This is a genomic window from Roseococcus sp. GW821-FHT12F05, assembly GCF_058806835.1.
Genome location: NZ_JBXAQB010000008.1, coordinates 29,275 through 55,909, shown reverse-complemented (window position 1 = coordinate 55,909; position 26,635 = coordinate 29,275). Strand labels below are relative to the sequence as shown.

The 26,635-nt window shown below is 70.2% G+C and carries 24 protein-coding genes; 15 read left to right on the top strand and 9 right to left on the bottom strand.

The features are described from left to right. Together AC1ROY_RS19605 and AC1ROY_RS19600 are read right to left on the bottom strand one after the other, a co-directional pair. Positions 1–1,056 (bottom strand): ABC transporter substrate-binding protein, encoded by a 1,056-nt coding sequence (locus AC1ROY_RS19605; protein WP_493150556.1) that lies wholly within the window; start codon positions 1,054–1,056, stop codon positions 1–3. 76 nt (positions 1,057–1,132) lie between these two features. Beyond that, the gene (locus AC1ROY_RS19600) at positions 1,133–2,308 is read right to left on the bottom strand and encodes a RidA family protein (protein ID WP_493150555.1); all 1,176 of its coding nucleotides are present in this window, start codon (positions 2,306–2,308) and stop codon (positions 1,133–1,135) included. Between the two features lie 207 nt (positions 2,309–2,515). Here AC1ROY_RS19600 and AC1ROY_RS19595 point away from each other — a divergent pair, with 207 nt between their 5' ends. The 5 genes from AC1ROY_RS19595 (at position 2,516) to AC1ROY_RS19575 (ending at position 7,306) form a co-directional block, all read left to right on the top strand. Next, a complete protein-coding gene (locus AC1ROY_RS19595; protein WP_493150554.1) occupies positions 2,516–4,186 on the top strand; it encodes an ABC transporter substrate-binding protein in 1,671 nt (556 codons plus the stop codon). Between the two features lie 15 nt (positions 4,187–4,201). Next, positions 4,202–4,639 carry a DUF3830 family protein gene (locus AC1ROY_RS19590; protein ID WP_493150553.1) on the top strand — a complete coding sequence of 146 codons (438 nt, stop codon included), beginning with the start codon at positions 4,202–4,204 and terminating at the stop codon, positions 4,637–4,639. A gap of 147 nt (positions 4,640–4,786) precedes the next feature. Continuing rightward, positions 4,787–5,764 (top strand): Bug family tripartite tricarboxylate transporter substrate binding protein, encoded by a 978-nt coding sequence (locus AC1ROY_RS19585; protein WP_493150552.1) that lies wholly within the window; start codon positions 4,787–4,789, stop codon positions 5,762–5,764. An 88-nt stretch (positions 5,765–5,852) separates the two neighbouring features. Then, positions 5,853–6,527 carry a cyclase family protein gene (locus AC1ROY_RS19580; protein WP_493150551.1) on the top strand — a complete coding sequence of 225 codons (675 nt, stop codon included), beginning with the start codon at positions 5,853–5,855 and terminating at the stop codon, positions 6,525–6,527. Beyond that, positions 6,524–7,306, top strand: coding sequence for an SDR family NAD(P)-dependent oxidoreductase (locus AC1ROY_RS19575; RefSeq protein ID WP_493150550.1), 783 nt, complete (start codon positions 6,524–6,526; stop codon positions 7,304–7,306). Before AC1ROY_RS19580 ends, AC1ROY_RS19575 begins: the two co-directional genes overlap by 4 nt. Here AC1ROY_RS19575 and AC1ROY_RS19570 read toward each other — a convergent pair. The 4 genes from AC1ROY_RS19570 to AC1ROY_RS19555 all read right to left on the bottom strand — a co-directional run bounded on the left by AC1ROY_RS19570 (position 7,303) and on the right by AC1ROY_RS19555 (position 10,968). Further along, the gene (locus AC1ROY_RS19570) at positions 7,303–7,941 is read right to left on the bottom strand and encodes a hypothetical protein (protein WP_493150549.1); all 639 of its coding nucleotides are present in this window, start codon (positions 7,939–7,941) and stop codon (positions 7,303–7,305) included. The two genes, AC1ROY_RS19575 and AC1ROY_RS19570, sit on opposite strands and share 4 nt — an antisense overlap. A gap of 429 nt (positions 7,942–8,370) precedes the next feature. Then, positions 8,371–8,787 (bottom strand): putative quinol monooxygenase, encoded by a 417-nt coding sequence (locus AC1ROY_RS19565; RefSeq protein WP_493150548.1) that lies wholly within the window; start codon positions 8,785–8,787, stop codon positions 8,371–8,373. 23 nt (positions 8,788–8,810) lie between these two features. Next, a complete protein-coding gene (locus AC1ROY_RS19560; protein WP_493150547.1) occupies positions 8,811–9,674 on the bottom strand; it encodes a VOC family protein in 864 nt (287 codons plus the stop codon). Between the two features lie 181 nt (positions 9,675–9,855). Further along, entirely contained in the window at positions 9,856–10,968 is a 1,113-nt protein-coding gene (locus AC1ROY_RS19555) for a mechanosensitive ion channel family protein (protein WP_493150546.1), read from the bottom strand. 231 nt (positions 10,969–11,199) lie between these two features. Here AC1ROY_RS19555 and AC1ROY_RS19550 point away from each other — a divergent pair, with 231 nt between their 5' ends. The 7 genes from AC1ROY_RS19550 (at position 11,200) to AC1ROY_RS19520 (ending at position 17,718) form a co-directional block, all read left to right on the top strand. Continuing rightward, positions 11,200–11,937: an IclR family transcriptional regulator gene (locus tag AC1ROY_RS19550; protein ID WP_493150751.1), complete on the top strand. Its 738-nt coding sequence runs from the start codon at positions 11,200–11,202 to the stop codon at positions 11,935–11,937. Beyond that, the gene (locus AC1ROY_RS19545; protein ID WP_493150545.1) at positions 11,934–12,896 is read left to right on the top strand and encodes a Bug family tripartite tricarboxylate transporter substrate binding protein; all 963 of its coding nucleotides are present in this window, start codon (positions 11,934–11,936) and stop codon (positions 12,894–12,896) included. The genes AC1ROY_RS19550 and AC1ROY_RS19545 overlap by 4 nt, the downstream gene beginning before the upstream one ends. A gap of 20 nt (positions 12,897–12,916) precedes the next feature. Next, positions 12,917–13,303, top strand: a complete 387-nt coding sequence (locus AC1ROY_RS19540) for a nuclear transport factor 2 family protein (RefSeq protein WP_493150544.1) — start codon at positions 12,917–12,919, stop codon at positions 13,301–13,303. A 64-nt stretch (positions 13,304–13,367) separates the two neighbouring features. Beyond that, positions 13,368–14,324: a Bug family tripartite tricarboxylate transporter substrate binding protein gene (locus AC1ROY_RS19535; protein WP_493150543.1), complete on the top strand. Its 957-nt coding sequence runs from the start codon at positions 13,368–13,370 to the stop codon at positions 14,322–14,324. Beyond that, positions 14,321–15,592, top strand: a complete 1,272-nt coding sequence (locus AC1ROY_RS19530) for a M28 family peptidase (protein WP_493150542.1) — start codon at positions 14,321–14,323, stop codon at positions 15,590–15,592. The genes AC1ROY_RS19535 and AC1ROY_RS19530 overlap by 4 nt, the downstream gene beginning before the upstream one ends. 32 nt (positions 15,593–15,624) lie before the next feature. Next, positions 15,625–16,656: an isopenicillin N synthase family dioxygenase gene (locus AC1ROY_RS19525; RefSeq protein WP_493150541.1), complete on the top strand. Its 1,032-nt coding sequence runs from the start codon at positions 15,625–15,627 to the stop codon at positions 16,654–16,656. 84 nt (positions 16,657–16,740) lie between these two features. Next, the gene (locus AC1ROY_RS19520; protein WP_493150540.1) at positions 16,741–17,718 is read left to right on the top strand and encodes a Bug family tripartite tricarboxylate transporter substrate binding protein; all 978 of its coding nucleotides are present in this window, start codon (positions 16,741–16,743) and stop codon (positions 17,716–17,718) included. 6 nt (positions 17,719–17,724) lie between these two features. Here the strand turns inward: AC1ROY_RS19520 and AC1ROY_RS19515 are convergent, their stop codons facing one another. After that, a complete protein-coding gene (locus tag AC1ROY_RS19515; protein ID WP_493150539.1) occupies positions 17,725–18,336 on the bottom strand; it encodes a helix-turn-helix domain-containing protein in 612 nt (203 codons plus the stop codon). 93 nt (positions 18,337–18,429) lie between these two features. Here AC1ROY_RS19515 and AC1ROY_RS19510 point away from each other — a divergent pair, with 93 nt between their 5' ends. From AC1ROY_RS19510 to AC1ROY_RS19500, 3 genes are read left to right on the top strand one after another with little or no spacing between them, the layout of a single operon-like run. Continuing rightward, the gene (locus AC1ROY_RS19510) at positions 18,430–20,439 is read left to right on the top strand and encodes a CocE/NonD family hydrolase (protein ID WP_493150538.1); all 2,010 of its coding nucleotides are present in this window, start codon (positions 18,430–18,432) and stop codon (positions 20,437–20,439) included. A 5-nt stretch (positions 20,440–20,444) separates the two neighbouring features. Beyond that, entirely contained in the window at positions 20,445–22,871 is a 2,427-nt protein-coding gene (locus tag AC1ROY_RS19505) for a GcvT family protein (protein WP_493150537.1), read from the top strand. Positions 22,872–22,887: 16 nt separating this feature from the next. After that, positions 22,888–24,459, top strand: coding sequence for an ABC transporter substrate-binding protein (locus tag AC1ROY_RS19500; protein WP_493150536.1), 1,572 nt, complete (start codon positions 22,888–22,890; stop codon positions 24,457–24,459). Positions 24,460–24,462: 3 nt separating this feature from the next. Here AC1ROY_RS19500 and AC1ROY_RS19495 read toward each other — a convergent pair whose 3' ends face one another. Both AC1ROY_RS19495 and AC1ROY_RS19490 read right to left on the bottom strand, forming a co-directional pair. After that, positions 24,463–25,602 carry a Kelch repeat-containing protein gene (locus AC1ROY_RS19495; RefSeq protein ID WP_493150535.1) on the bottom strand — a complete coding sequence of 380 codons (1,140 nt, stop codon included), beginning with the start codon at positions 25,600–25,602 and terminating at the stop codon, positions 24,463–24,465. A gap of 32 nt (positions 25,603–25,634) precedes the next feature. After that, on the bottom strand, positions 25,635–26,549 hold the full coding sequence (locus tag AC1ROY_RS19490; RefSeq protein WP_493150534.1) for a LysR substrate-binding domain-containing protein: 915 nt from the start codon (positions 26,547–26,549) through the stop codon (positions 25,635–25,637). Between the last annotated feature and the right edge of the window lie 86 nt (positions 26,550–26,635).

Below are 26,635 nucleotides of genomic sequence, written 5' to 3'. Positions count from 1 at the left end.
TCAGCGCCGCAGCATCCAGCGGTTCCAGCGTTCCTGCGCCGCGGCGGCATTGGCGGTCCACCACTCGACGCTGAGCCAGAACTGCTTCCCGATGTTCTCCGGCGCCGTGCACATCAGCGGATGCAGCTCCCGCGGCACATGGTCCATCGTGTGGCGGTTGAGGCCGGGATAGCCCATCTCGGTCGTGTAGACCGCCTGCAGCTCCGGCCGGGTCATCACCGAGAAGAAGCGCTGGCCCCAATAGGCCTGCCGCGTGCCGCGGGGGATGCCGAAGGCGCCGCTCTTCAGGCTGCCCTGGGTGAAGTCGGTGGCGACCGGCGCGCCGCGCCGCGTGAGCTCGTAGAAGCGCCCGTTCCAGCCGGAGGCCAGCACCACCTCGCGGTCCACCAGCAGCTGCGCCGGCTGCGCGCCGGTGCTCCACCACACCGTGATGTGCGGACGGATCCTGTCGAGGCTGCGGAAGGCGCGGTCCATGTCGATCGGGTAGATCTGGTCCATCGGCACGCCGTCGGCGAGCAGCGCGAATTCGAGGTTGTCCGTGGGGTGGTTGCGCAGCGAGCGCGGGCCCGGGAAGCGCCGGACATCCCAGAACTCCGCCCAGCCCTTGGGCTGGCTGTCGTTCCGGAAGACGTCGGTGCGATAGCCGAGCGCGGTGGAATAGGCCGAGGCGGTGAGGATGTGCGAATCCCTGGCAACCTCGGGATAGTCGGAGCGGTCGACGACGCTGGGGTCGATCGGCTCCAGCAGGTTCATCTCCTTGGCGCGCACCGCGTCCTGGCCGCCGATCTCAGTGCAGGTCCATTCCGGATTGCCGCTCTCGACCATGGCGCGGAGCTTGCCGAAATCCACCGGGGAGGTGTCGACCACGCGGATGCCGTACTCGCGCTCGAAGGCCGCGAAGTAGCTGCGGCGGAAGATGGAGTTCATCGCCCCGCCCGAGGCGTTGACGACGATGCGGTCGGGCTTCGGCGGCGTGGTCTGCGCGCTGACGATGGCGGGCAGCGCGAGGCCGCCGCCGGCGAGCAGGAACGGGCGTCGCCCGATGAGAAGGCTCATGTGGAACTTCCTTCCTTTCGCATCCGCTGCGCGGCGGATGCATTCAATCTGCCGGACAGAACCGATTCCACCGAAATCATTCCTCCTGCGGCACCTGCAGGATGGTGGCCTGCCCGGCCCGCGCATGCGCGATGGCCTCCACCTGCGCCAGCGCCATCGGATGCGCCATCTGCCCGAGCACGGTCGTCCGCGGCGGGTAGGGCCATTCGACGCGCGGCCCATAAGCGCGATTGAAGCCAGGGAAGAGGTGCCAGTGCGCCAGCAGGTTGTTGGTGCGCAGGATATGCCCCCGTGCGATGCCGGCTTCCGCCATCGTCGCCTCGACCTTGTCCCAGGCGACTTCGGACTGGGCCTGCACGTCGCGGAAGCTTCCGTCCGGCGCGAGCCCGGTCCGCGCGCTGGTGTAGAGCGTCCCGCCCACCAGCACCGCGGGCGAGGCGGGGCCGAGCGCGGGGTCCTCGTCGCCGATCGCGCGAAAGCCGTCCATCGCCGCCACCGCCTCGACCTGCACGAGGAAGTCGGCATCCTCCAGCGCCGCGGCGACGACGGTGCGCGCCGGAAAGGGCGGCGTCGCCACCGCGCGGAACGCCGCGTCGAAGTCCGGGAGGAGGCGCGGATCGGCCAGCGTCACATGCAGGCGGCAGAGCGATTCCAGGCCGAGACCGTGGGAGCGCAGGGCCTGCGCCAGATTGGCCAGCACCTGCGCCGATTGCTGCGCGATGTCGCCCCTGATGATCGTGCCGTTCGCGGCCAGCGGCACCGCCGTGGCGAAGACCTGGCGCGCCGCCGCCATTCCGCCATTGGGCCCGCCCGAGGGCAGGGGCGCCAGGTCGGGCAGGGCCTCGACGCGCGAGGCGCCGCCGATCACGGCGATCGCGTCCAGCTCGACCGTCGCCTGCGGCAAAGGGAAGTGCCAGGAGCCGACGACGGCATGGCTCGGCGCCGCCGTGCCGAAGCGTTCCGCGAAGATGGCCCGATAAGTGCCGATGTCGCGCAGGTCGACCAGGTAGGTCTTGATCTGCACCACATCCGCCATGTCGGCGCCGAGCAGGCGCAGCGCGGTCTCGAGGTTGTCGAACATCTGCCGTGTCTGCGCCGCCGCATCCTGCCGGCCCGGGGCCTCGCCGGCCAGCTCGCGCGCGGCGTTGGTCCCGGCCGTGGCGCCGACATGGATCACGTCGTCGAGCCGCGCGGCATGCGAGAAATGGGCGATGGGCCGCATCAGTTCCGTCGTCTCGACGAGCTTCACCATTCGCGTCCCCCCGCGGCAGACCTTGGAGGCTCGGCCAAAAAAACTTGTCCGACAAGCCGTACAAAGCGGCTTGCCGGCCGGCTTCCCGCGGCCCTAGCCTTCTGCCGCCCACAGGGTCGGAACGGCTCGGGCCGGGGAAATGCGCGTCATCGATCGGGGCCGCGAGGCCTCGGCGGAGCGCGGCTGACCCTGGCTTCGGAGTGGCTGATGGCTCGCAGCAACAGCATCGGACGGCGCCGGCTCGGCCAGGCCGCCGCGGGAATTGCGGCGGCGGCGGCGCCGCGGGCGACCGGGGCCCAGCCGGCCGAGAAGGTCATCCGCGTCGCCATGACCGCCGGCGACATCCCGCGCACCCATGGCCAGCCCGACCAGGCCTTCGAGGGCGTGCGCGTCGCGGGCCTCACCATGTACGACGCGCTGACCGCCTGGGACTACCAGACCGGCACGCGCATCGAGCCCATGCTGGCCACGGAATGGGCGGTCGACGAGGCGGACAGGACGAAGTGGGTCTTCCGGCTGCGCGCCGGCGTGAAGTTCCACGACGGCACGCCCTTCAATGCCGATGCCGTGGTCTGGAACGTCCGCAAGCTGCTGGACCGGGGCGCGCCGCAATTCGATCCCGCGCAGGCCGGCTTCACCGTGGGCCGCATGCCCACGCTGCGCACGGCGGAGAAGATCGACGAACTCGCCGTGCGCCTCACGACCTCGGAGCCGGATTCCTTCCTGCCGCTGAACCTCGTGAACCTCTTCTTCGCCTCGCCGACGCATTGGGAGGCCAAGCTGGCCGCCGTGCCCGCGAGCGTGACCGATCCGGCGCAGCGCGCCGTGCAGGCCTGGGACGCCTTCGCGCGCGATCCCGCCGGCACGGGCATGTTCAAATTCGCCGCCTTCGTGCCGCGCGTGCGGCTCGAGATGGTGAGGAACCCCGACTACTGGTACGAGAGCCGCCGCGCGAAGTTCGACCGCCTCGTCGTCGTCCCCGCCGCCGATGTGAACACGCGCTCCGCCGCGCTGCTCTCGGGACAGGTGGACTGGATCGAGGCGCCGGCGCCCGACGTCATCCCCCAGATGCGCCAGCGCGGCTTCCAGATCGTCAGCAGCGAGATGGTGCATGTCTGGCCCTGGCAGCCTTCGCTGCTGGAGGGCTCGCCCTGGCGCGACAAGCGCGTGCGGATGGCGGCCAACCTGGGCGTGAACCGCGAGGACTTGGTCACCCTCAATGGCGGCCTCGCGGAGCTCGCCCATGGCCAGATGCGCCGCAACCATCCGTGGTTCGGCAACCCCTCCTTCCGGCTCCGCTTCGATCCGAACGAGGCGCGGCGCCTGATGGGCGAGGCCGGCTATTCCGCGAGCCGCCGCGCGGCGGTGAAGGTCCTCGTCACCACGGCGGGCTCCGGCCAGATGCAGTCGCTGCCGATGAACGAATACATCCAATCCGCGCTGCGCGAATGCTTCTTCGACGTGACGCTGGAGACGCTGGAATGGGGCACGCTCTTCGGCAACTGGCGCGAGGGCCCGCGGGCGCCGGTGGCGCGCGGCGCGAACGCCACCAATGTCAGCGTCGCCACCATCGATCCCTTCTTCGCGCTGGTGCGCTTCGCGGATTCCCGGATGGCGCCGCCGGTCTCCAACAACTGGGGCTTCATCAACGACCCCGAGCTCGACCGCCTGAGCCAGGCCGCCCGCGTCACCTTCGACGCGGCGGAGCGCGACAAGGCCCTGGCGCGCATCCACGAGCGCATGGTGGACGAGGCGCTGTTCATCTGGTTCGTGCATGATGTCGCGCCGCGCGCCATCAGCCCGCGCATCACCGGCTACTCCGCGCCCAACGGCTTCTACGTGAACTGGTCGTCGCTCGACATCGCGCCCGCCCGTTAGAAAGGCAGTATCACCATGTCCACCATGCTTCGCTTCTCCTTCGCGCGCGGCGGCTTCTTCACCGCGCGCATCCTGCTCGACAAGGCGCCGAAGACCTGGGAGGCGATCCGCCCCCACCTGCCGCTCACCATCAAGGCCTACAACGCCCGCTGGACTGGCCGCGAGACGCACACCAAGCTCGACCTGCCGGTGAAGCCGCCGCGCGAGAACCAGATCCTCAACGCCGCCACGGGCGACGTGATCTATGCATGCGAATGGTCCGACCGCGACGTCACGGGCTTCGAGGCGATCGGCTGGTTCTACGGCACCGAGACCGTGCGCGACTGGCGCGGCGAATCCCGCGTGAACCTCTTCGCCCGCGTCAGCGAGGATCAATGGCCTTTCATGGAAGAGGTCGGCCTGCGCACCTGGCGCGAGGGCGGCGAGGACTGCACCATCTCGCTGGAGACCTGACCTCCGTCCATCGAGTCGGGTCTCCTCGACCCGAGGCGTGAATCGGCCGGACTTTCGTGCTTCTTGCGGCGCCGGGAAGCGCTGCTACTCTCGCTCCCAACACCGCCTTCGCGTCGCGAAAGCGTATAAGGACAAGGGAACGGGACCATGGAAGCTTCGCGACGCCGCCTCCTCGGCGCAGGGATCGGGACCGCGCTCGCGGCGCCCGGAATCGCCTCCGCGCAACCGGCCTGGCCGACCGACCGCCCCATCCAGCTGATCGTGCCGTTCCCGCCGGGCGGCGGCACGGACATCAACGTCCGCGCCATGCCGCCGCACTTCCAGCGGCATCTTCCCGGCTCGCGCTTCGTCATCGTGAACCGCCCCGGCGCCGGGGCGGAGATCGGCTACACCGCGATGGCCCAGGCCGCGCCCGACGGCTACACCATCGGCACCGTCATCACGCCGAGCCTGCAGACCATCACCATCGAGCGCCAGCCGCAGTACAAGCTGGAGGACTTCGCCTTCATCGGCACGGTCGTCGAGGATCCCGGCGGCTTCTTCGTCGCGCCCAACAGCCCCTGGCGCAGCGTCGCCGACCTCGTCGCCTATGCGAAGGCCAATCCGGGCCGTGTCGCCGTCGGCACCGCCGGCATCGGCTCCGACGATCACCTGCTGATGATCGGGCTGGAGCGCGCGGCGGGCATCCAGCTCAACCACATCCCCTTCGCCGGCCAAGCGCCCGCCGTCACCGCCCTCATCGCCGGCCAGATCGAGATCTCCTCGATGAACATGGGCGAGAGCATCGCCCTGCTGCGCGAATCCCGCGTGCGGGCCCTCGCCACCGCCGGCCGCGAGCGCTTCCACATGGCGCCGGACGTGCCGACCTTCCGCGAATCCGGCTACCCGCTGGACACCGGCGTTGTCAGAAGCTTCGTCGTGCCGGCGGCCACGCCGCGCGCCATCCAGGACCGGCTGGCCGAGATGTTCGCCAACACCATGCGCGACCCGCTCTGGATCGCGGAAGCCGAACGGCTCTTCATCCCGCTGAAGTACCGCAACCCCGACGAGACCAGGGAGATCGTGTTCCGGGAGCAGGAGGCGCTGCGCCAACTCTGGCGGGAGCGGCCCTGGAAGGACGGTTGAAACGAAGGGCCTCCGTCCCGCTGTCTCCGCTTCGCGGCCAGCCCCCCGCCAGGGCTTTTTGCCCTGGACCCTCATCAGAAAGACCGCGATGCCACGCCTGATTGACCTCTCCACGCCCATCAAGACCAACCACTTCCGCTGGGAGGTCGATCGCCGCTTCGCCAAGACGCACGACACCGGCGGCGGCCAGGCCACCTGGGCGGGATGGAACGTCCACGCCTTCACCCATATGGACAGCCCGCGCCACGTCGACCCCGACGGCTTCACCACCGACGCCATCAGCCTCGACATGACCACCGGCCCCGGCGCCGTCGTGGACATTTCCGACGTGCCCGCCAACACTGCCATATCCGCCGAAGCCCTCTCGAAAGCCGGTGCCCATCTCCAGCCCGGCGACTTCGCCCTCATCCGCGCCCGCTGGGACGAGCGCGCCAGCATCGACACGCCGGACTTCTGGCTCAACGCCCCCTGGATGACCGCCGAGGCCTCCATCTGGCTGCGCGAGCAGGGCATCAAGGCCGTCGGCTTCGACTTCCCGCAGGACCACTGCATCCGCTTCTTCCTGACCGGCGAGAAGCGCCCGCCGCTGCCCGAGCACGTCACGCACTACCACCTGCTCGCGCGTGGCATCATCATGTTCGAATACCTCTGCAACATGGGCGCGCTGACCCAGCCGAGGAACACGGTGATCGGCCTCCCCCTGAAGCTGCCGGACAGCGACGGCGCGCCCGCCCGCGTCATCGTCATGGAGGACGCGCCATGAGGTTTGCCGGACAGGCGGCCCTCGTCACCGGCGGCGGCGCCGGCATCGGCGCGGGCATCGCGGCACGGCTCGCGGCCGAAGGCGCCGGCGTGCTGGTCGCCGACCTCAACCTCGACGCCGCGATGAAGACCGCTGACGACATCACGCAATCCGGGGGCAAGGCGCTCGCCTTCAAGATGGATGCGGCATCGCCCGAAGATGCCGCCGCCGCCGTCGCGGCCACGGAAGAAGAATTCGGCCGCTTGCGCATCGCCGTCTGCAATGCCGGCATCACCGACCGCATCCCCGTGCTGGAGATGTCGCTGGCCGCCTTCGAGCGCATCATCCGCACCAACCTCGTCGGCTGCTTCGTCTCGGCCCAGGCCGCGGCGCGCGCCATGTCGCGCGGCGGGGAAGGGGAGCAGGGCGGCCGCATCGTCACCATCTCCTCCGTCTCCGGCCAGTTCGGCGGCACCGGCCGGGCGGCCTATGGCGCCAGCAAGGGCGGCATCGAGACGCTGACCAAGGTGCTGGCCGTGGAACTCGCGCCCTTCGGCATCCGCGTGAACGGCGTGGCGCCGGGCCCGACGCAGATCGCCCGCACCGCGCACGGCCCGCGTCAGCGCGCGGCCTTCCTCGATCGCATGGCGGTGAAGCGCTACGGCTCGCCGGCCGACATCGCCGGCGCCGTCGCCTTCCTGTGCGGCGACGACTGCGACTTCATTGCCGGCCAGATCCTCAACGTGGATGGCGGCTTCGCCGCGGCCGGCGTGATGTACGATCCGGCGGAAGGGGCCTAGGAGGCCTTCCGCCGCACCCAGCGCAACGCCGAATCCCACTTCCGCCGGACCAGCCCGCGCCCGCCGGAGGTGAGGCGCAGCTTCACGCGATGCACCCATTCCTGCGTCGCATGCCAGGCGGGGATGCCGTCCAGCGTGCGATAGCCGAGGTCGAGCAGCCAGGCGACGCCGCCGTAGAACCGCGCGAACCACCGCACCTGCATCATCTTCGGCTTGGCGATGGCGAAGACCCGCGTGGAGAAGGCGGCGCCGACCACCTTGGTCCCGACGATGAGCACCACCGCCGAGACATAGTGCTTGTTGGCCAGCAGCCAGAGCTCGGTCAGCTTCAGGATCGGCACCAGCGGCACGAAGGGGATCACGAAGACCGCGATCACCCAGCCCGGGCTCAGCCGCTCCACCAGCCGCTCCAGCCAGGCGAAGAGCGGGATGCGCGCCAGCACCCGTCCCAGTGCCGAGAGCCAGCGCCAGACCGTGACGTCGAGCAGCGCCCAGAGCACGGCGAGCACGATCACGACAGGCGCGAAGATCCGCCGCGCGATGCGCCGCAGCTTCAGGGTGGTTTCCGGCGACATCACGTGGGTCTGGCTGCCTCTGTCCTGGGCGACGTGCACCGGCCCTTCGGCCGGTTTCATGGCATGTCCGGCCCGGAATGGGCCGATTTCATGGCCCATATATTGCCTGGCCGGAAGAATGCACGAGGTCTCGATTCACCCGGCCCTCCGAGCCGCGCAATTCGCGCCCTTTCGATTTTCCTCCTTGCCGTCAGGGCTCGCTCATCTTCGCCCAGCTGCTGGCCCATATGATTCAGCCGCGATTCGTCCACGCTCCACCCCTGGCGCCCGGGAGCGCCGGGGAGCGACAACTGCCTTAGCCTGCATCGCGCATCCGAGTGGGACGAGGGCAGGCGCAGCCGTCGGCCGCACCGGATCATCCTGCTGGATGAGGTGCGGCCGGTCGCTTGGAGCATGATCGCCGCAGGTGGATCCGCCGGAGGCGCGAATCATGCCCTCAAAACAGGAGGCTGGAGCTTTTGCCGTGAGCGGCTGCGAACGGAAGATGCTTTAGCGCGCGGGAGCCGAAAGGATCTCCATGCGTGTGGCGCGAACGCCTCCCTCGGCCAGCTCCGGCAATCTCCGGAACCAGGCCTGCACCTCGGGTGACGCGTTATGCGCCTCGAAATCGTCGAGGGAGGCGAAGACTTCGTAGAAGAGGAAGCGGCCTCGCGCCTCGCGGTCCTCCTGGAGGAAGTACACCAGGTTGCCGCGCTGCCGCCGGACGACATCAATCAGGGGCAGGGTGACGGCACGGAGCTCCGCTTCCCTTCCCGGTTTCGCGCGCACCTCCGCGAAGACGGAATAGGCACCTGCGGGGACGTGCGCATAGCCGGCGCCCGGGCCTTCCTGCGCGATCGCCGCGGGCGCGGCCATGCAAGCCAGGGCGGCACTCAGGACGAGGTGCCGGCATCTTCTCGGAATCATGGGACTCTTCCTTCGGACCTGCCTCAGCGGCCGGCGATCTGCCTGTGCTTCGCCTCGGATGCGGCCATGAACCTTTGCCGGACCGGCCCGAGGACCTTGACGAATTCGAGCTGCTCGCCCTCGGGGCCCTTGCAGTAGATCAGCTCCCAGCCGTCGGACGGCGCTTCGGTGACGCGGTTGGAACGGGACTCCAGCGGCGCCGCGAGACGCGCGGCCTCGCTGCGGACGGTCACGGTCCGGTTCGCCCTGACCTGGGTCATGCCGCGCCGGGCGCTTTCGGCTTCGAGATCGCGGATGAAGACGTTGAAGTCCACATCGTCGCGAATATAGAAGCAGATGTGCATGGAGCGCGGGTAGGCGGGGCTCATGTGGTCCCGCGGCTCGGCGAAGCTGTTCGGCCCGCCCATCGGCTGGTCGGCATTCCGGTATTGCAGAAGCTCGATCACGACATTGTCGAACTGGATGAAGCGCACATCGAGGCGCTGGGCGCCGCCGGCGAGGTCCGGCACGCCGATCGTCCTGGGATTCACGCGGAGCTCGGCGGCGGCGATCTCCTGGTCCGTCATCAGCACGTTGTGGACCGTCTGCCCCTGGAAATCGCCGTGGCGGAAGACCTCGGTTCCGCCCAGGACTTCCGTATAGAACTCGTAGGCCCGCTCCATGTTCTGCACGGTCAGGCCGAAATGCTGCACGCCCTGCAGCCGGCTGCCGAGCGGGGCGGCGTTGGGATCCGAGCCGCTGCCGCTGCGGCCCTGAGCGGCGGCCGGAGCGCCGACCGATGCCGCCGGCACCACGAGCCCCGCGAGGGTCGCGACGCCGGCGCCGCGGATGATGCCGCGGCGATCGGCGGACTGGGAGGGATCGTCGGAGTTTTCGAAGCTGGGCATCGACGGGCCTTTCACAGCTTGGGAGACGGCTGAGTGTCGGTTCGAGAGGATCTCGGGACTGACGCAGGCTATCGCCCCGGCCTCTGGATCGGAGGTAAATCTAGGTAAAATCAGGTAGAGCCGCTCGATCGCTCGGCGGGGAAGGGTGGCGCCCGGCGGCCCTGGGCGAAGGCGTCGAAGGTCAGTTGCCACCCACCCAGGAGGCGTTGTGCGGCAGGCGCCCGATCTGCGCGCGCTGCCGGGGCAGGGCCGCCGGGTATTCGGCGTGCAGCCAGGCGATCATCTTCTCGCGGACCTCGCAGCGCAGGTCGAAGGTGCGCGGGCCGCTGCTGGCCGACATCAGCATGCGCACCTCCATCACCTCCGCGCGGAAGTCGGTGACCTGCATGTTCACCACCTGCCGGTCCCAGAGCTTCGACGCCCGCACGACCTCCTCGAACTGCGCGCGCATCTCGGCGACCGGCGCGGAGTAGTCGACATAGAGCATCACCGTGCCGATCAGCGAGGCGTTCTCCCGCGTCCAGTTCTGGAAGGGCTTCTCGATGAAGTAGGTGAGCGGCAGCACCATCCGTCGCCAGTCCCACAGGCGCACCACGACATAGGTGGAGGTGATCTCCTCGACATTGCCCCACTCGCCCTCGACGATGACGGCGTCCTCCAGCCGGATGGGCTGGGTCACCGCGAGTTGCACGCCCGAGATCAGGTTCTTCAGCACCGGCTGCAGCGCGAGGCCCAGCACGATCCCCGCGGCGCCCGCCGAGGCCAGCAGCGACACGCCGTATTGCCGCACGCCGTCGAAGGTCATGAGCGTGGCGGAGGCGGTGACCAGCACGATCATGATGCCGGCCACGCGCTTCAGGATGCGCGACTGGGTCGTGTGCTTCCGGGCGAGGAGGTTGTCCTCGGAATCGAGCTTGAACTTGCGCAGATAGACCGTGGTCCAGATGTGCAGGGCCGTCAGCGCCACCCAGCCGCAGAGCCAGATGAAGCAGATGGCCAGGATGTGCCGCATCCAGCCGGCCTGCTCCATGGTGAAGGGCGCCAGGCTGGCGCCGACGCTGAGCGCCACCACGATCAGGGCCAGGCGCGTCGGCCCCTCGGTCCGCTGCACCAGGGAGCGCCAGAACAGGTCCCGGTGCTCGACCACCCGGCTGACGATCCGGAAGATGATGCGGTGCGCGACCAGCGCCGGCACCAGCGACACGCCGAGGACGATGAGGCTGATGACCCAGGTCGGCGCCCAGGTCGCCTTGGCGATGATGTCGCGCGCCGCGTCGTCGATATCCTCGAGCATCGGCCCTCCGGGTCGGGTTGTCGGATTCCGGCCAGGCAGGCGCCGGCCGAGGATGCTGCACTGCACGCGCCACCCTGGGGCGGTTAACCGGTGCCGCGCCGCGAGGTTTCAGGCGCGGCACGGATCCGCCTCGGGCGAAGGGAAGATTTGGAATTGAAATTCCATTTCCATTAATGCTAAGCCAATGCCGAACCCAAGGGACCGACGATGCCGGATGGCGGACAGGTGACGATGGCAATGGCGCGGGGCCTCGATGTCCTGCGCGCCTTCGCCGCGGACGACGAGTGGCTCGGCAACCAGGAGCTGGCGGCCCGGACCGGCCTCCCGCGTCCCACCGTGACGCGCGCCACGAACACGCTGGTCGAGGCGGGGTTCCTCCAGCCGGATCCGCTGTCCCAGAAGTTCCGCCTCGGGCCCGCCGTGCTGGTCCTGGCCGGGCGCGTGACGCGCTTCGCGGCGCTCCGCAGCCTGATACGTCCGATCATGGCGGAGCTGGCGCGGGAGACGGGCGCCAGCATGGGCGCCGCGCATGTCGAGGGCGGCGAGCTGGTCTATTTCGAATATTGCCGGTCGCAGGGCCTCGTGGCGCTTTCGCTCGCCGTGGGGTCGCGCGTCGCCGTGCTGCATTCCGCGGCGGGCTCGGCCCTGCTGGGCGCGGCGACGCCGGGCGAGCGGAAGCAGATCATCGAGGAGGCGGGCCAGGGCAGGGGCATCGGTGCGCAACTCCGCGAGCAGGCGCGCCGCGGCGCCGCCGAGCTCGACGAAGGCGGCTATTGCCGTTCCTTCGGCCTCTGGCATTCCGAGGTGAACAGCATCGCCGTTCCGTGGCGGCTGCCCGTCACCGGCATGCTCGTCGCCTTCACCGCGGCGGGGCCGGCCTATGTCATGTCGCCGGAACGATTGGAAACCGAGGTGGCGCCGCGCCTTCGCGCCGCCGTCGACACCATGCGCGGGAGCTTCGAGCCATGATCACCTCCCGCCGCGCGGCCCTTGCCGCAGGTCTCGCGCTGCCATGGGTCGCGCATGGGCAGACGGCGGCGCCCGGGCCCATCCGCTTCGTGGTGCCCTATGCCACCGGCGGCACGGCCGACCTCGTGGCGCGCATGGTCGGCGAACGGGTCGGCGCTTCGCTCGGGGTCACCATCGTGCCGGACTACAAGCCCGGCGCGAACCTGATCATCGGCGCGCAGGTCGCGGCCGAATCGGCGCCGGACGGGCGGACCGTCTTCATGGGCACCGGCACCAGCCAGAGCCTCAACCCCCTGCTGCGCAGCGACCTGCCCTATCGCCCCGAGCAGTTCGCGCCGGTCTCGCTGCTGACCGAGAACGCCTATCTCCTGGTCGTGCCGCCGGGCAGCCCGGCGCGGAACCTGGCCGAATTCGTGGCGCTCGCGAAGGCGCGGCCCGGCCATCTCAACTACGGCACCTTCGGCGCGGGGAACATCACCCATCTCGGCGTGGAGCTGCTGAGCCAGATGGCCGGGATCTCCATGCAGAACGTGCCCTATCGCGCGGGCACCCAGGCGGATCTGGACCTGCTGGCCGGCCGGCTCGACTTCCAGATGACGACGCTCGCCATGCTGCCGCATGTCCAGGCCGGCGCCGCGCGCGCCCTGGCGGTGACCACGCCGCGGCGCTTCTCGCTGCTGCCGGATGTGCCGACGGTGGCCGAGCAGGGGTTTCCTGAGTTCGACGTGCGCGGCTGGTTCGCCATGTTCGCGCCCGCGGGCACGCCGGCGCCGATCGTGCGGCGGCTCAACGGCGCGGTGAATGCGGCGCTGGCCGATCCGGCCGTGGTCGCGGCCTTCGCGCCGCAGGGCCTGACCGCGCTCGGCAGCACGCCCGAGGAGCTCGGGCAGCTGATCGCGGCGGAGAATGCGCGCTGGGCGCCGATCATCCAGCGCCTCGGCCTGCGCGACCGTCTTTGAATCCACCCCAGGAGAGCAGCATGAGCACCACCATGATCCCCGTCACCGAGATCCTCGCCGAGATCGGCAAGGCTTTTCGGGCCCATGATGCCGCCGGCATCGCCGCGATGTTCGCTGATGACGGCGTCTTCATCAACGCCGTCGGCGATCTGAAGGGCGACACCTACACCGGCCCCGACGAGGTGCGCGGCTACTTCGAGAAGGTCTTCGCGGAGACGCCGGATGCCGCCTGGAAGCCGCGCGCCCCGGCGCTCCTCATCGGCGACGACCAGGCGGTGACGCAGTGGCACCGCATGGCGACCGGCAAGGACGGCAAGGTCAACGAGTGGTACGGCGTCGACCTCTATGCCTTCCGCGATGGCAAGGTCACGAAGAAGGACACCTACATCAAGAACGTGACGGTCTGAGCCGCCCCGCTTGGCACGGCGCGCTGCCTTGGGGCAGTTTGCGCCTTTGCCAACGGAGTTTATGATGACTGTGCCTCGCCGGAGCCTTCTTGCGGCTCCCCTCGTTCTGCCGGCGGTGGCGCGGGCGCAGTCCTGGCCGACGCGGCCCATCCGTTTCGTCGTGCCCTATGCGGCCGGTGGGCCCTCCGACGTGCTGGCGCGGGCGGTGCAGAACGTCATCTCCGCCGAGCTCGGCCAGGCTGTCGTGGTGGAGAACCGCGCGGGCGGCGGCTCCATGGTCGGCGCGGAATACGTGGCGCGGGCGGATGACGGGCACACCTTCTTCGTCGCCGACAGCCCGCACACCATCATCCCCGCCGTGCAGCCGCGCGTGCCCTACGACGCCGTGAACGATTTCGTGCCGGTCGGCCTCATCGGCGCCGTGACCATGATCCTGATGGTGAACGGCCGGCATCCGGCGCGCGACCTCCAGGGATTCCTCGCGATGGCGCGGGCGCAGCCCGACGTGGTCACCTTCGGCAGCTCCGGCCCCGGCAGCCTCACGCATCTCCTGCCGGAATGGCTGGCGCAGCTCGGCGGCGTGAAGTTCACCATCGTGCCCTATCGCGGCTCCGGCCCGGCGCTGCTGGACGTGGCGGCGGGGCAGCTGGCCGCGATCTTCTCCAGCACGCTCGCGGCCGCGGGGCCGCTCAGCGACGGCTCGGTCCGGCCGATCGCCGTCGCGGCGACGGAGCGGCTGGCCGCGCTGCCGAACGTGCCGACCTTCCGCGAGCAGGGCGTCGACATGGTCTCGGCCAACTGGTGGGGCCTGCTGGGGCCGCGCAGCACGCCGCCCGCCGTGATCGCGCGGCTGAGCGCGGCGCTGGACCTGGCCCTGAGCGACGCCACCGTGACCGCGCGCTTCGCCACGCTCGGCGTCGAGCCGCGGCCGCGCGGGCCGGGGCCCTTCGGCGAGCTCCTCGCGGCGGAGTTCCGCAACTGGGCCCGGGTGGCCCAGGCCGCCGGGGCGACCGTCCGATGAGCCGCCAAGCCTTTCTCGCCGGCCTGAACGCGGATGCCGGGCTCTGGTCGGATTTCGACGCGATCTGCGGCTTCGGCGGCCGTCTCCAGGGCACGCCGAGCTGCGCCGCCGCCTTCGATTTCGTGGCGGAGCGGCTGGGCGCGCTCGGCCCCGTCCAGGAGGCGCCGACGCGCTATCACGGCTGGTCGCTCGACAGTCTTCGCGTCGCGACGCCGGATGGCGCCGAGATCCCGGCGCTTCCCCTCATCGGTTCCGTCTCAACCCCGAAGGATGGGATCGAGCTGGAGGTGCTGGACCTCGGCCGCGGCGCGCCGGCGGATGTGGCGGCCGCGGGCGGGGCCATCAGGGGCAAGGCGGTGCTGCTCGCCCATGAATACGCCTTCGCGAGCGGGACCATCCATCGCCGCGTGAAGCTGCACGCGGCCGTCGCCGCGGGCGCGGCCGCCGTGGTGATGGTGCATCCCGACAACCCCGTCTCCGGCGGCGCCAACCTCTGTCCCGTCCCCGGCTTCGGCGTGAGCGCCGAGGGCGCGCGCCGCATGCTCGCGGCCGGCCGCGCGCGCTTCTTCCTGCAGGGAAGCAGCGCAGTGGCGACCACGCGCAACCTGATCGTCACCCTGCCCGGGCGCGGGCCTGGGCATGTCGTGCTCTCGGCGCATCTCGACGGGCACCTGCCGGGCGAGAGCGCCATCGACAACGGCTCCGGCGTGGCCGGCGTGCTGGCCCTCGCGCGGGCCGCGAAGCCGCTGCTGGGCCGGGCGGAGCGCGGGCTGAAGGTCTGCGTCTTCGGCGCGGAGGAGTGGTCGCTCTCGGGCTCGCGCGCCTGGCTGGGCGCGCTGCCGCCGGCGGAGATCGCGGCCATGGCGGCCAATGTGAATCTGGACAGCATCGTCGGCAGCCCCAACCTGACGGCGCTGACCTCGGGCTATCCGGGCCTCGCCGCGGAGGTGGTGCGCTCCGGTGCCGAGGTCGCGGTGAGCGACCTCATGTCGGTCAGCTCGGACCACGCGAACTTCGCCGCCAGGGGCGTGCCGGCGCTGCGGACCATCGCCGGCTTCAACGAGCCGGATTGCCGGGTCTCGCAGATCCTCACCGGCGCCGACACGCGGGCGCTGACGGATGCGGCCGAGCTGCGCACCGCCACCGGCAAGGTCGGGGCCATCCTCTGGCACCTCCTCACGCTCGGCGCCGGGGCGACGGCCGCCATGCGCGAAAACGCGGCAGATGCGGGCCCGGCGGTGAGCGTCCTCTCGCCTTTGCCTGCTTGACAGACAAATGCCCCATGGCGAGGCTCCTCGCCATGGATCAGGCCGATCTGGCGAGCCCCGCCATCCTCCCCTCCGATGACGAGATTCCCGTCATCGATGTCTCCGGCGTGCTGGCCGGAACGCCCGGCGCGGTGGAGGCGGCGGCCGCGCAGCTGCGCCATGCCTATGAGGATGTGGGCTTCTGGTTCCTCGCCGGCCACGACGTCCCGCCATCGCTGATCGACGCCACCTTCGGCGAGGCCGAACGCTTTCATGCGCTGCCGCTCGACGTGAAGATGGCGCTGAAGGCCAACAAGCATAACGTCGGCTATCTGCCGATGCGCGGCTCCACCACGCGCCATTCCGACCTCAACGCGAACAACAAGCCCAACCTGCTCCAGGGCTTTCTCATGAAGCGGGACCTCCCGGCGGATCACCCGGACGTGATCGCGGGAAAGCTGTACCGCAGCCAGAATCAATGGCCCGAGAATCTGCCCGGATTCCGCGAGACCTGCGTCGGCTATTGTGACGCCGTCGAGGGCCTGGCGCTGCGCATGCTGCCCATCTATGCGACCGCGCTCGACCTGCCGCCCGACTGGTTCGCGCAGGCCTTCACCGAGCCGCAATACACGCTGCGCCTCGCCTACTACCCGCGCCAGGACGTGGTGGAGGAGAACGAGTTCGGCATCGCGCCGCATGTCGACAGCACCTTCATGACGGTGCTGGCGCAGAACAAGGTCTCGGGCCTCTCGATCCGCACCCGCTCCGGCCGCTGGATCGACGCGCCGACCATCCCCGGCACCTTCCTGATCAATTCCGGCGAGCTGCTGCGCCGCTGGACCAACGATCGCTTCATCGCCACGCCGCATCGCGTGATCAACCGCTCGGGCCGGGAGCGCTACTCGATCCCGTTCTTCTTCGACGCTGATATCGACTACAGGATGACCTGCCTGCCGACCTGCACGAGCGCGGACAACCCGCCGCGCTACGAGCCGATCAGCTACATGGACTATCAGATGTGGTTCCAGCGCCAGAACTACGACCACATCCGCGAGGCCGGCGGCGTGAAGGTGCAGTCGGACTGAACGCGACCGGCCCGCAAGCGGCCGGCGACAAGGGATACCGCCGGGCTGCACGGCTTCGTTCCACGACGAAGCAGGAATGCCTCCATGACGAATCTGCCCCGCCGTGCGCTGCTCGGCACCGGCCTCGCGACCCTTGCCGCGCCCGCGCTGCATGCGGCCGAGTATCCGACGCGCCCCGTCCGCGTCATCGTGCCCAACCCGCCCGGCGGCTCGGCCGACGTGCTGACGCGCATCATGGCCGCGGAGCTCTCCGCGAAGTTCGGTCAGCCCTTCGTCATCGAGAACCGCGCGGGCGCGGGCGGGAATATCGGCCTCGACGTTGCGGCCAAGAGCCCGGCCGACGGCTACACGCTGGCCGCGGCGACCGTCAGCCAATGGGTCATCAACCCCTTCCTCTACCCCTCCATGAGCTACAACCCGCGCGAGGATTTCTCCTACATCTCGCTGTGCTGGGAGATGGCGAACATCCTGCTCGTGCCGGCGAGCGTCGTGCCGGCGCGCAACGTCGAGGAGTTCATCGCCTGGGGCCGCGCGCAGCCCAACGGCCTCGTCTTCAGCAGCCCCGGCATCGGCACCAGCGCGCATCTGCTCGGCGAGCTCTTCGGCCTGCGCAACGGCATCAAGGTCACGCACCTGCCTTTCCGCGGCATGGGCGAGTCCGGCCCGGCCATGCTGCGCGGCGACGTGCATTTCGCCATCGACAACCTCGCGAGCTGGCTGCCCATGGTGCGCGGCGGGCAGATGCGCGCGCTGGCCATCGCGGCCGAGGACCGCTCGCCCCTGCTGCCGAACCTGCCGACCATGCCGGAGGTGGGCCAGCGGGAATTCGTGGTCACCGTCTGGGCCGGCTTCGTCGCGCCGAAGGGGACGCCGCAGCCGATCGCCGAGGCGATCTCGGCGACCCTCCAGGAAGCCGGCCGCAAGCCCGAGGTGGGCCGGCGCTTCACCGAGGCCGGCGCCACGCTGCGCGGCACGACGGGCCCCGAGATGCTGGCCCGCGCCGATCGCGAGCGGCCCTTCTGGCAGGAGCTCGTGCGCATCTCCGGCGCCCGCGCGGCCTGAAGGGCCTCAGTAGCTCGGCGGCGTGATCACCCAGACCACCTGGGTGCGCTCGCTCCCCGGATTCCGGCAGCGATGCACCTCGGTGCTGCGGAAGGAAAAGCTGTCGCCCGTCTCCAGCCGGAAGCACGCCCCGCCCACCCAGAGCTCCAGCTCGCCCTGGATCACGAGGCCGGCCTCCGCGCCCTCGTGGCTGTAGTCGCCGCTGTCGGCGCCGGGCTCCAGCGTGCTCAGCAGCAGCTCCAGCGGTCCCGCGAGGTTGGGCGAGAGCAGCTCCTCCTCGATGCCGAGATTGGTGAAGGAGAGCTTCCGCCGGCGGTTCTTCCGGACGACCACGCCCAGCTCCTCCGGCGGCGGCTCCGGCGCGGGGAGGAAGAACCAGTTCATGTGCACGCCGAGCTGGTCGGCCAGCAGCTTGAGATTGCCGATGGTCAGCGTCGAGCGGCCGCGCTCCAGCTGGCTCAGATAGCCGATGGACAGGCCCGAGCCATCGGACAGCGCCTGGAGGGTCATGCCCTTGGCTTTCCGCAGCTCGCGGATCTGGCCGCCGATCTGCATGCCGTCGGGCTGCGGATCCCCGGCCTTCCGGCGCTTCGGCAGTTCATGAAATTCGTCGTTCATTTTTTCACTTGCGTGAAGTGTTGACCCATCTCTAGGCTCCCTCGTTGCCGCATAAGCCCGCCCCGATGCAAGGGCCGGATGGGAGTCCCAGGAATGGATGTTTCGGTCGCGACCGAGCCCAAGGTCGCCCACACCGCCCATGTCTGGGTGCCGATGTCCGACGGCATCAGGCTCTCCGCCTCGCTCTGGCAGCCGGAAGGGGCGGCGAAGCCGGTCCCGGCGGTGCTGGAGATCATCCCCTACCGCAAGCGCGACCACACCGCGACGCGCGACTGGGGCATCCACGGCTTCCTCGCCCAGGCCGGCTTCGCGGGCGTGCGCGTGGACATGCGCGGCACGGGCGACTCCGAGGGCATCGACGATCCGCACCAGACCTACGCCGATACGGTCGAGGTCCTGGCCTGGATGAAGGCGCAGCCCTGGTGCGACGGGCATCTGGGGATGATCGGCCTCTCCTGGGGCGGCATCAACGCGCTGCTGGCCGCGGAGCAGCGGCCGCCGGGGCTGGAGGCCGTGGTCGCCACCGCCTTCAGCCATGACCGCTACAATGTCGGCATGGCGCGCAAGAACGGCGTCATCCTGAACGAGAACATGGCCTGGGCCGCCGCCTGCACCGGCTTCACCTCGCGCCCGCCCGATCCGGACGTCGTGGGCGAGACGTGGCGGGAGATGTGGCTGGAGCGGCTGGAGACCATGGCGCCGCACGCGCTCACCACCATCGGCCGCCAGCGCCGCGACGCGCACTGGGACAAGCACCAGCTCAAGGACCCGAAGGCGATCACGGCGGCCTTCTGCATGTTCTCCGGCCAGGCCGACAGCAACTACGCGCAGACCGTGCCCTATCTGATGGGCGCGCTGGACGCGCCGCGACGCGGCACGCTGGGCCCCTGGTGCCACAAGTATCCGCACCAGGCGCAGCCGGGCCCGGCGATCGATTTTCTGGGCGATGCGGTGGCCTGGTTCGGCGAGCACCTGCGCGGCGAAGCGCCGCAGGCGGACCGTCCGCCCTTCACGGCCTTCCTCATCGAGGACGTGCCGACGACGGAGTTCTATCCGCAGACGCCGGGCCGCTGGGTCGGTGTCTCGTCCTGGCCGCCGGCGGCGCCGAATTACGAAAACTTCTTCCTGGCACAGGGGCGTCTGACCGACACGGCGCCGGCCGAGGCCACGCTGACGCATCTCTCGCCGCAATCCCTGGGCCTCGCTTCCGGCGAGATCATGCCCTGGTTCGCCTATGCGCCCGGCGCCGAGCTTCCCGGCGATCAGCGCGAGGACGACGGCAAGTCGCTCTGCTTCGATTCCGCGCCGCTGGAATTCGACCTCGACTGCCTCGGTGCGCCGGAGCTCGAGATCGAGATGGCGGTGGACCGCCCCGCTGCGATGCTCGTCGCCCGCATCTGCGACGTGAAGCCGGACGGCAGCTCGGGCCGCGCCTGGCTCAGCCTGCACAACCTCACGCAGCTGGAGGACGAGCGGAACCCGAAGCCGCTGGAGCCGGGGAAGCGCTACAGGTTCAAGCTGAAGATGGACGTGCGCGGCTACCGCTTCCTCAAGGGGCACAGGATCCGGCTGGCGCTCTCCACCAGCTACTGGCCGATCGCCTGGCCCTCGCCGGAGCCCGTCACGCTCACCGTCTTCACGGGTGCCACGCAGCTGAGCCTGCCGAAGCTGGTGGATCAGGTGACGCCGGAAGGCTGGAATCCCTTCGGCCCGCCGCGCGCCTTCCCGCCGCCGGCGCGCAGCGAGGTCGCGCCGGTGAAGCGCGCACGGCGCATCGTGAAGGATGTCGCCACCAACGAGACGCGGCTGATCATCGAGGAGGAGAACGGCGCCTATCGCCTCGACGGCATCGACTGGACCGTCGCCTCCTCCGCGCGCGAGGAATACCGCATCACCGATGCCGACCCGACCACGGCCGGCGTCGAGATCGCGCTGCGCTGGAAGTTCAGCCGCGGCGCCTGGAACGTCGCGACGGACATCGACACCGAGCTGACTTCGGACGCGAAGAACTTCCACTGCCGCATGTCGCTGAAGGCGCGCGAGGGCGGGGCGGAAGTCTTCTCCCGCGACTGGAGCTGGACCATGCCGAGGGACCATCTGTAACCGATATGAGTGATCTTCCGGAACGTGCGCGCGTCGTCATCGTGGGCGGCGGCGTGGTGGGGTGCAGCCTCGCCTATCATCTCACGCGGCGCGGCTGGGGCGACGTGCTCCTGCTGGAGCAGAAGCAGCTCACCAGCGGCACCACCTGGCATGCGGCCGGGCTCGTGGGCCAGCTGCGCGCGACGCAGAACCTGACGCGGCTCGCGCAGTATACGAGCGGTCTCTACCAGGGGCTGGAGGCCGAGACCGGGCAGGCGACGGGCTATCGCCAGGCCGGCTCGCTGGCGCTGGCGACCAGCGAGGCGCGCTTCGAGGAGCTGAAGCGCGGCGCCTCCATGGCGAGCTGCTTCGGGCTGGAGGTGCGGGTGCTCGGCCCGTCCGAGGCCGCCGCGCTGTGGCCGCTGATGGATGCCAAGGATCTGGTCGGCGCCGTGCACCTGCCGGGCGACGGCTATGTGAATCCGATCGACACGACGCAGGCCCTCGCCCGCGGCGCGCGGCAGAAGGGCGCGCGGATCGAGGAGGGCGTCCACGTCACGGAGATCCTGCAGAAGAACGGGCGCGCCACGGGCGTGATGACCGATCGCGGGCCGGTCCAGGCCGAGATCGTCGTGAACTGCGCGGGCATGTGGGCGCATGGCCTCGCGGCGAAGGCGGGCGTCACGGTGCCGCTGCATGCGGCCGAGCACTTCTATGTCGTCACCGAGAACATGCCGGACCTGCCCAGCAACCTCCCGGTGCTGCGCGACCCCGACAACTTCACCTATGTGAAGCCCGAGACCGGCAAGCTGCTCGTCGGCTGGTTCGAGGAGGTCGCGAAGCCCTGGGGCATGGGCGGCATCCCCAGGGACTTCGCCTTCGGCCATCTCCCCGACGACATGGATCATGTGGAGCCGTTGCTGGAGCGTGCCGTGGCGCGCATCCCCAGGCTCGGCGAGGCCGGCATCCGCCTCTTCTTCAACGGCCCCGAGAGCTTCACGCCGGACGACCGCTATCTGCTGGGCGAGGCGCCGGAGCTGCCGGGCCTCTTCGTCGCGGCGGGCTTCAACTCCATCGGCATCCAGTCGGCCGGCGGGGCGGGGCGCGTGCTGGCGGACTGGATCGTGGATGGCCATCCGCCCATGGACCTCTGGGACGTGGACATCCGCCGCGCCATGCCTTTCCAGCGCAACGCCCGCTACCTGCGGGACCGCACGGTCGAATCGCTGGGCCTGCTCTACGCGATGCACTGGCCCTTCCGGCAGCCGGAGACGGCGCGCGGCGTGCGGCGCTCGCCGATCCATGACGCGCTGAAGGCCAGGGGCGCCGTCTTCGGCGAGGTCGCGGGCTGGGAGCGCGCGAACTGGTTCGCCCCTGATGGCATGAAGGCGGAGTACGAATACTCCTACGGCCGCCAGAACTGGTTCGAGGCCTCGGCGCAGGAGCATTGCGCGGTGCGCGAGGCGGTGGGCCTCTTCGACCAGACCTCCTTCGCGCAGTTCCTCGTGGAAGGGGAGGGCGCCGAGGCGGCGCTGAACCGCATCTGCGCCAATGATGTCGCCGTTGCGCCGGGCCGCGTGGTCTACACCCAATGGCTCAATGAGCGCGGCGGCATCGAGGCCGACCTGACCGTCACGCGCGAGAGCGCCACGCGCTACCGCATCGTCACCGCGGCCGCGACGCAGGTGCGCGATTTTTGCTGGCTGAAGAAGCACCTGCCCGACGGCGTGGCCGCCTGGGATGCCAGTTCGGCTTACGCGACGCTCTCGCTGATGGGACCGGACTCGCGAAAAGTTCTGGCCGCGCTGACCGATGCCGACCTCTCCAGCGCCGCCTTTCCCTTCGCGACGGCGCAGGAGATCGACCTCGCCTATGCCCGCGTCTGGGCCACGCGCATCACCTATGTCGGCGAGCTCGGCTGGGAGCTGCACATGCCCGTGGAGTTCGCCGCCGGGGTCTTCGAGGCGCTGATGGAACAGGGGCCGCGCCTCTGCGGCTACCACGCGCTGAACTCGCTGCGCATCGAGAAGGCCTATCGCCACTGGGGCCACGACATCACCGACGAGGACACCCCGCCGCAAGCCGGCCTCGGCTTCGCCGTGGCCTGGGACAAGCCCGGCGGCTTCCTCGGCCGCGACGCGCTGCTCGCCCTGCGCGGCCAGCCGCACGCGCGGCGCCTCGTGACCTTCCTGCTGGACGATCCGGAGCCGCTGCTGCTGCACAACGAGCCGATCTGGCGCGACGGCGTGCGCGTCGGCCACATCACCTCGGCGATGTATGGCCACACGCTCGGCTGCTCCATCGGCCTTGGCTACGTCTCGAACCCCGAGGGCGTGACGGAGCCCTGGATTCGCGAGGGGCGCTTCGAGCTGGAGATCGCCGGCGTCAGGCACGCCGCGCGCGCCACGCTCAAGCCGCCCTATGACCCCACCAGCGCGAGAGTGCGCCAATAATCAGGAGACCGCCCGCATGAACCGCCGTGACGTCCTGGCCGCCGGGGCCGCCCTCGCCACCGCGGTGCATGCGCCCGGGATCAACGCGCAATCCGCGCGGATCCTGAAGTTCCGGCCGAACAACGACCTGAGCGTGCTGGATCCCATATGGTCCTCGGTCTTCGTCACGCGGCACCATGGCAATGCCGTCTTCGACACGCTTTACGGCATGGACAACGCGTTGAATCCCCAGCCGCAGATGGTGGAGGGGCATGTCGTCGAGAATGACGGGCTGCAATGGCGCCTGACCCTGCGCGAGGGCCTGAAGTTCCACGACGGCGAGCCCGTCCGCGCGCGCGACTGCGTGCAGAGCATCCGGCGCTGGGCCGTGGTGGACGCCTTCGGCCAGACGCTCATGGCCGCGACGGACGAGCTGTCCGCGCCGTCGGACCGCGAGATCCGCTTCCGCCTCAAGCGGCCCTTCCCGCTGCTGCCCAATGCGCTCGGCAAGGCGAACACCTTCATGCCCTGCATCATGCCCGAGCGTCTCGCGCAGACGCCCGCCAACCGCCAGGTCACGGAATCCATCGGCAGCGGTCCCTTCCGCTTCGTCCATGCGGAGCGCGTGCAGGGCGCCCGCGCGGTCTACGAGCGCTTCGCCGACTACGTGCCGCGCCCTGGCCGGCCGGAATTCACCTCCGGCCCGAAGGTCGCGCATTTCGACCGGCTGGAGTGGATCATCCTGCCCGACCACGCCACCGCCGCGAATGCGCTGCGCGCCGGCGAGATCGACTGGTACGAGGACCCGCTGCTCGACCTGCTGCCCACCCTGCGGCGCGACCGCCGCGTGGTGGTGGACGACTTCAACCCCGCGGGCAACATGGGCATCGTCCGCTTCAACCACCTGCATCCGCCCTTCGACAGGCCGGCGGTCCGCCGGGCCGCCATGGCCGCGCTTGACCAGGCCGGCATGATGCAGGCCATCGCCGGATCGAACCGCGACCTCTGGAAGGACGGCGTCGGCGTCTTCGTCCCGGAATCGCCCATGGCCAGCGACGCCGGCATCCGACCGCCGCTGGCCTCGGACGCAGCGAAGCAAGCGCTGGAGGAAGCGGGCTATGCCGGGGAAAAAATCGTCTTCATCACGGCGGTCACCAGCTTCGGCATCAACACCCTGGCCGAGGTGGCCTCGGACCAGCTCCGCCGCGCCGGCATGAACGTGGAATTCGTCGCACTCGACTTCGGCAACTGGCTGCAGCGCCGCAACCGCAAGGAGCCGCCGGAGCAGGGCGGCTGGAACGTGCTCACCACCTTCCTGCCCGGGCTGGAGCTGTGGGATCCGGCCGGGCATCTCGCGCTGCGCGGCAATGGCGGCGCGGCCTGGTCCGGCTGGCCGGCGAGCCAGCGGCTGGAATCGCTGCGCGACACCTGGTTCGGGACGGCCGAGGCCTCGGCGCGTGCCGCGATGGGCCGCGACTTCCAGCTCGCCAATGCGGAGGACGTGGCTTTCGTCCCCGCCGGCCGGTGGAAGCAGCCGACGGCCTATCGCGCGGGCCTGAAGGACCTGCCGCGCCACATGCCGCTCTTCTACACGCTCAAGCGCGAGTGAGCGTCACCCCAAGGTGAACGCCTCGTGGATGGCCGACTGCACCATCCCGCCCAGCACCGCGCCGCCGCCGGCGACGTAGACCCAGTCGCCGATCGCCGTCGCCGCCACCGCATGGCGCGGCGTCAGCATGGGCGCGTGCTTCTGCCAGCTGTCGGTGGCGGGGTCGTAGCTCTCCATCTGGCCGAAGATCTTCGCATCGCGCGGCACGCCGCGCTCGAGGATGCCGCCCTCGCCGCCCATGCAGAAGAAGCGGTCGCGGTAGATCACCATCCCATGGCCCGAGCGCTCGGTCGGCATGGGCGCGCGAACCTCCCAGGTGTCGCGCTGCGGCAGGTACACGTGGTGCAGGGCCGTGTTGTACTGGAAGGTGTTGAAGCGCCCCCCGACGACGTGGATCACGCCGTTATGCGCCACGCAGCCGACATGGTCGCGCGCGGCGGGGAGGGGGCGGCGGCGCTCCCACCGGTCGGTCGCGGGATCATAGACCTCGTGCCAGCCGATGCTGGCGCGCTCGTCGGCCGGATCGGTCGCGCCGCCGATGAGATGGACCTTGCCGCCCAGCACCACCGCCGCAGAGGCGGCGCGCGGCCGCGGCAGGCGCGCGATCTCGCTCCAGCGGTCGCCGGCGACGTCGTAGACGAAGGCCAGGTCGTCGCAGAGCCGGTTCTGCTGGATGAAGCCGCCCAGCGCATAGACCTTCCCGGCATCGGCCACGACGGCCACGTGGTTCGCCCCGCGCGGCAGCGGCGCGGCGTCGTACCAGCGGTCGGCGCCGGGGTCGTAGACCGTGTGGTAGGCTTGGTTGAAGCGGCCCTCGCCATAGCCGCCGACGACATGCATGCGTCCGGCCCAGGCGGTGGCCCAGGCCATCTCGCTGCGCGGGATGGGCATGTCGGCTCGCGCGATCCAGCGGCCCTCTGGCCCGGCCGGCGCATTGCTCTCGGTGAAGCGCTGCGCCTCCTGCTGCGGCGTCATGTGATGCGGCGCGCCGCCTTCGAAGACGTTCGCATAGGGCTGCGGCGAGGAGGGCAGCGGCCGCAGGGCCGGGCCGTGATGCTGGTGCTGCGCAGAACCCTGCGTCTGGGCGATCGCCGGGGCGGCGAGCATGGCGGCGCTGGCGCCGAGGATGTGGCGTCGGTTCATGAGGTCGGGGTTCCCTGTCGCGTGGACCGAGCCTAACGCGAAGATGGCCATCTCTCCATGGCCTTCGCGGCGCCGGCCTGGAGCTCCCTGGCGAAGGCGTCGCTGAGCCGGTCGCGCATGCCGCCGGCGGGGCGCAGCATCAGGTATCGGAAGGGGACGATCGGCCGGAACGGCAGGACGGTGATGGCAAGCCCCCTGGAATCGTCGGCCGCGACCAGCGGGTTCACCAGCGCCACCCCCAGCCCCTCCGCGACGAGGCGGCAGAGGGTCGCGCTGTAGGGCGTCTCGATCCGCAGCCGCGGCGTGATGCCGGCGTTCCGGAAGATCTCCTCGGCCATGTGCCGCATGCCGTCCTCGAGCGCGAGGGCGAGGAAGGGGTCGTCGGCGATGTCGCGCGGCTCCACGGGCCGCCGCAGCCGGGACAGACGATGGCCGCGGGGCACGATCAGCACGCCCGGAACGGATAAAAATTCCTCCTGCTCGACGGCGGGATAGCCCGTGCGCGGCGCCACCAGGGCCAGGTCCGCCTGGCGCGTGGCCATCCATTCGTAGATCGTCATGGAGGGCCGGACCTGGAAGGAGACGGTGGCCTCCGGCCGGTCGCGGAGGAAGCGCGACAGCGCTCCCGCCATCAGGCCGCCGGAGAGGGATTGCAGGCAGGCCACGCGCAATCGCCCGGTGCCGAAGTTGCGGATGTCCTGCGCCGCCACGCGGAGCCGGTCGAGCCCGGTGAAGGCGCGATCCACCTCGCGGAGGAAGGCCTCGCCCTCGGGGGTGAGGCGCGCGGCGCCCTGGCCGCGCAGGAAGAGCGGGAAGCCGACCGTGTCCTCCAGCCGCGCGACGGAGCGGGTGAGGGAGGGCTGGCCCACATCCAGCGCGCGGGCGGCGCGGGAGAAGCCGCCATGCTGCGCCACCGCCCGGAATGCCTCGATCTGACGCAGATCCATGGTCGTTCCCTGCTTTTCCATGCCTCTGTCGCATGGAAACTGCGATACGGGGCATTTGACGGCATGGTGTCAATTGCGGGTCAATG

Bases quoted from the DNA above. Each gene is read 5' to 3' on its own strand.
- AC1ROY_RS19590 (WP_493150553.1), top strand. From the start codon at position 4,202: ATGTCCACCATGCTTCGCTTCTCCTTCGCGCGCGGCGGCTTCTTCACC.
- AC1ROY_RS19585 (WP_493150552.1), top strand. From the start codon at position 4,787: ATGGAAGCTTCGCGACGCCGCCTCCTCGGCGCAGGGATCGGGACCGCG.
- AC1ROY_RS19490 (WP_493150534.1), bottom strand. From the start codon at position 26,549: ATGGATCTGCGTCAGATCGAGGCATTCCGGGCGGTGGCGCAGCATGGC.
- AC1ROY_RS19535 (WP_493150543.1), top strand. From the start codon at position 13,368: ATGACTGTGCCTCGCCGGAGCCTTCTTGCGGCTCCCCTCGTTCTGCCG.
- AC1ROY_RS19570 (WP_493150549.1), bottom strand. From the start codon at position 7,941: ATGAAACCGGCCGAAGGGCCGGTGCACGTCGCCCAGGACAGAGGCAGC.
- AC1ROY_RS19565 (WP_493150548.1), bottom strand. From the start codon at position 8,787: ATGATTCCGAGAAGATGCCGGCACCTCGTCCTGAGTGCCGCCCTGGCT.
- AC1ROY_RS19530 (WP_493150542.1), top strand. From the start codon at position 14,321: ATGAGCCGCCAAGCCTTTCTCGCCGGCCTGAACGCGGATGCCGGGCTC.
- AC1ROY_RS19510 (WP_493150538.1), top strand. From the start codon at position 18,430: ATGGATGTTTCGGTCGCGACCGAGCCCAAGGTCGCCCACACCGCCCAT.
- AC1ROY_RS19515 (WP_493150539.1), bottom strand. From the start codon at position 18,336: ATGAACGACGAATTTCATGAACTGCCGAAGCGCCGGAAGGCCGGGGAT.
- AC1ROY_RS19600 (WP_493150555.1), bottom strand. From the start codon at position 2,308: ATGGTGAAGCTCGTCGAGACGACGGAACTGATGCGGCCCATCGCCCAT.
- AC1ROY_RS19605 (WP_493150556.1), bottom strand. From the start codon at position 1,056: ATGAGCCTTCTCATCGGGCGACGCCCGTTCCTGCTCGCCGGCGGCGGC.
- AC1ROY_RS19505 (WP_493150537.1), top strand. From the start codon at position 20,445: ATGAGTGATCTTCCGGAACGTGCGCGCGTCGTCATCGTGGGCGGCGGC.
- AC1ROY_RS19560 (WP_493150547.1), bottom strand. From the start codon at position 9,674: ATGCCCAGCTTCGAAAACTCCGACGATCCCTCCCAGTCCGCCGATCGC.
- AC1ROY_RS19550 (WP_493150751.1), top strand. From the start codon at position 11,200: ATGGCAATGGCGCGGGGCCTCGATGTCCTGCGCGCCTTCGCCGCGGAC.
- AC1ROY_RS19595 (WP_493150554.1), top strand. From the start codon at position 2,516: ATGGCTCGCAGCAACAGCATCGGACGGCGCCGGCTCGGCCAGGCCGCC.
- AC1ROY_RS19540 (WP_493150544.1), top strand. From the start codon at position 12,917: ATGAGCACCACCATGATCCCCGTCACCGAGATCCTCGCCGAGATCGGC.
- AC1ROY_RS19520 (WP_493150540.1), top strand. From the start codon at position 16,741: ATGACGAATCTGCCCCGCCGTGCGCTGCTCGGCACCGGCCTCGCGACC.
- AC1ROY_RS19580 (WP_493150551.1), top strand. From the start codon at position 5,853: ATGCCACGCCTGATTGACCTCTCCACGCCCATCAAGACCAACCACTTC.
- AC1ROY_RS19525 (WP_493150541.1), top strand. From the start codon at position 15,625: ATGGATCAGGCCGATCTGGCGAGCCCCGCCATCCTCCCCTCCGATGAC.
- AC1ROY_RS19545 (WP_493150545.1), top strand. From the start codon at position 11,934: ATGATCACCTCCCGCCGCGCGGCCCTTGCCGCAGGTCTCGCGCTGCCA.
- AC1ROY_RS19500 (WP_493150536.1), top strand. From the start codon at position 22,888: ATGAACCGCCGTGACGTCCTGGCCGCCGGGGCCGCCCTCGCCACCGCG.
- AC1ROY_RS19575 (WP_493150550.1), top strand. From the start codon at position 6,524: ATGAGGTTTGCCGGACAGGCGGCCCTCGTCACCGGCGGCGGCGCCGGC.
- AC1ROY_RS19555 (WP_493150546.1), bottom strand. From the start codon at position 10,968: ATGCTCGAGGATATCGACGACGCGGCGCGCGACATCATCGCCAAGGCG.
- AC1ROY_RS19495 (WP_493150535.1), bottom strand. From the start codon at position 25,602: ATGAACCGACGCCACATCCTCGGCGCCAGCGCCGCCATGCTCGCCGCC.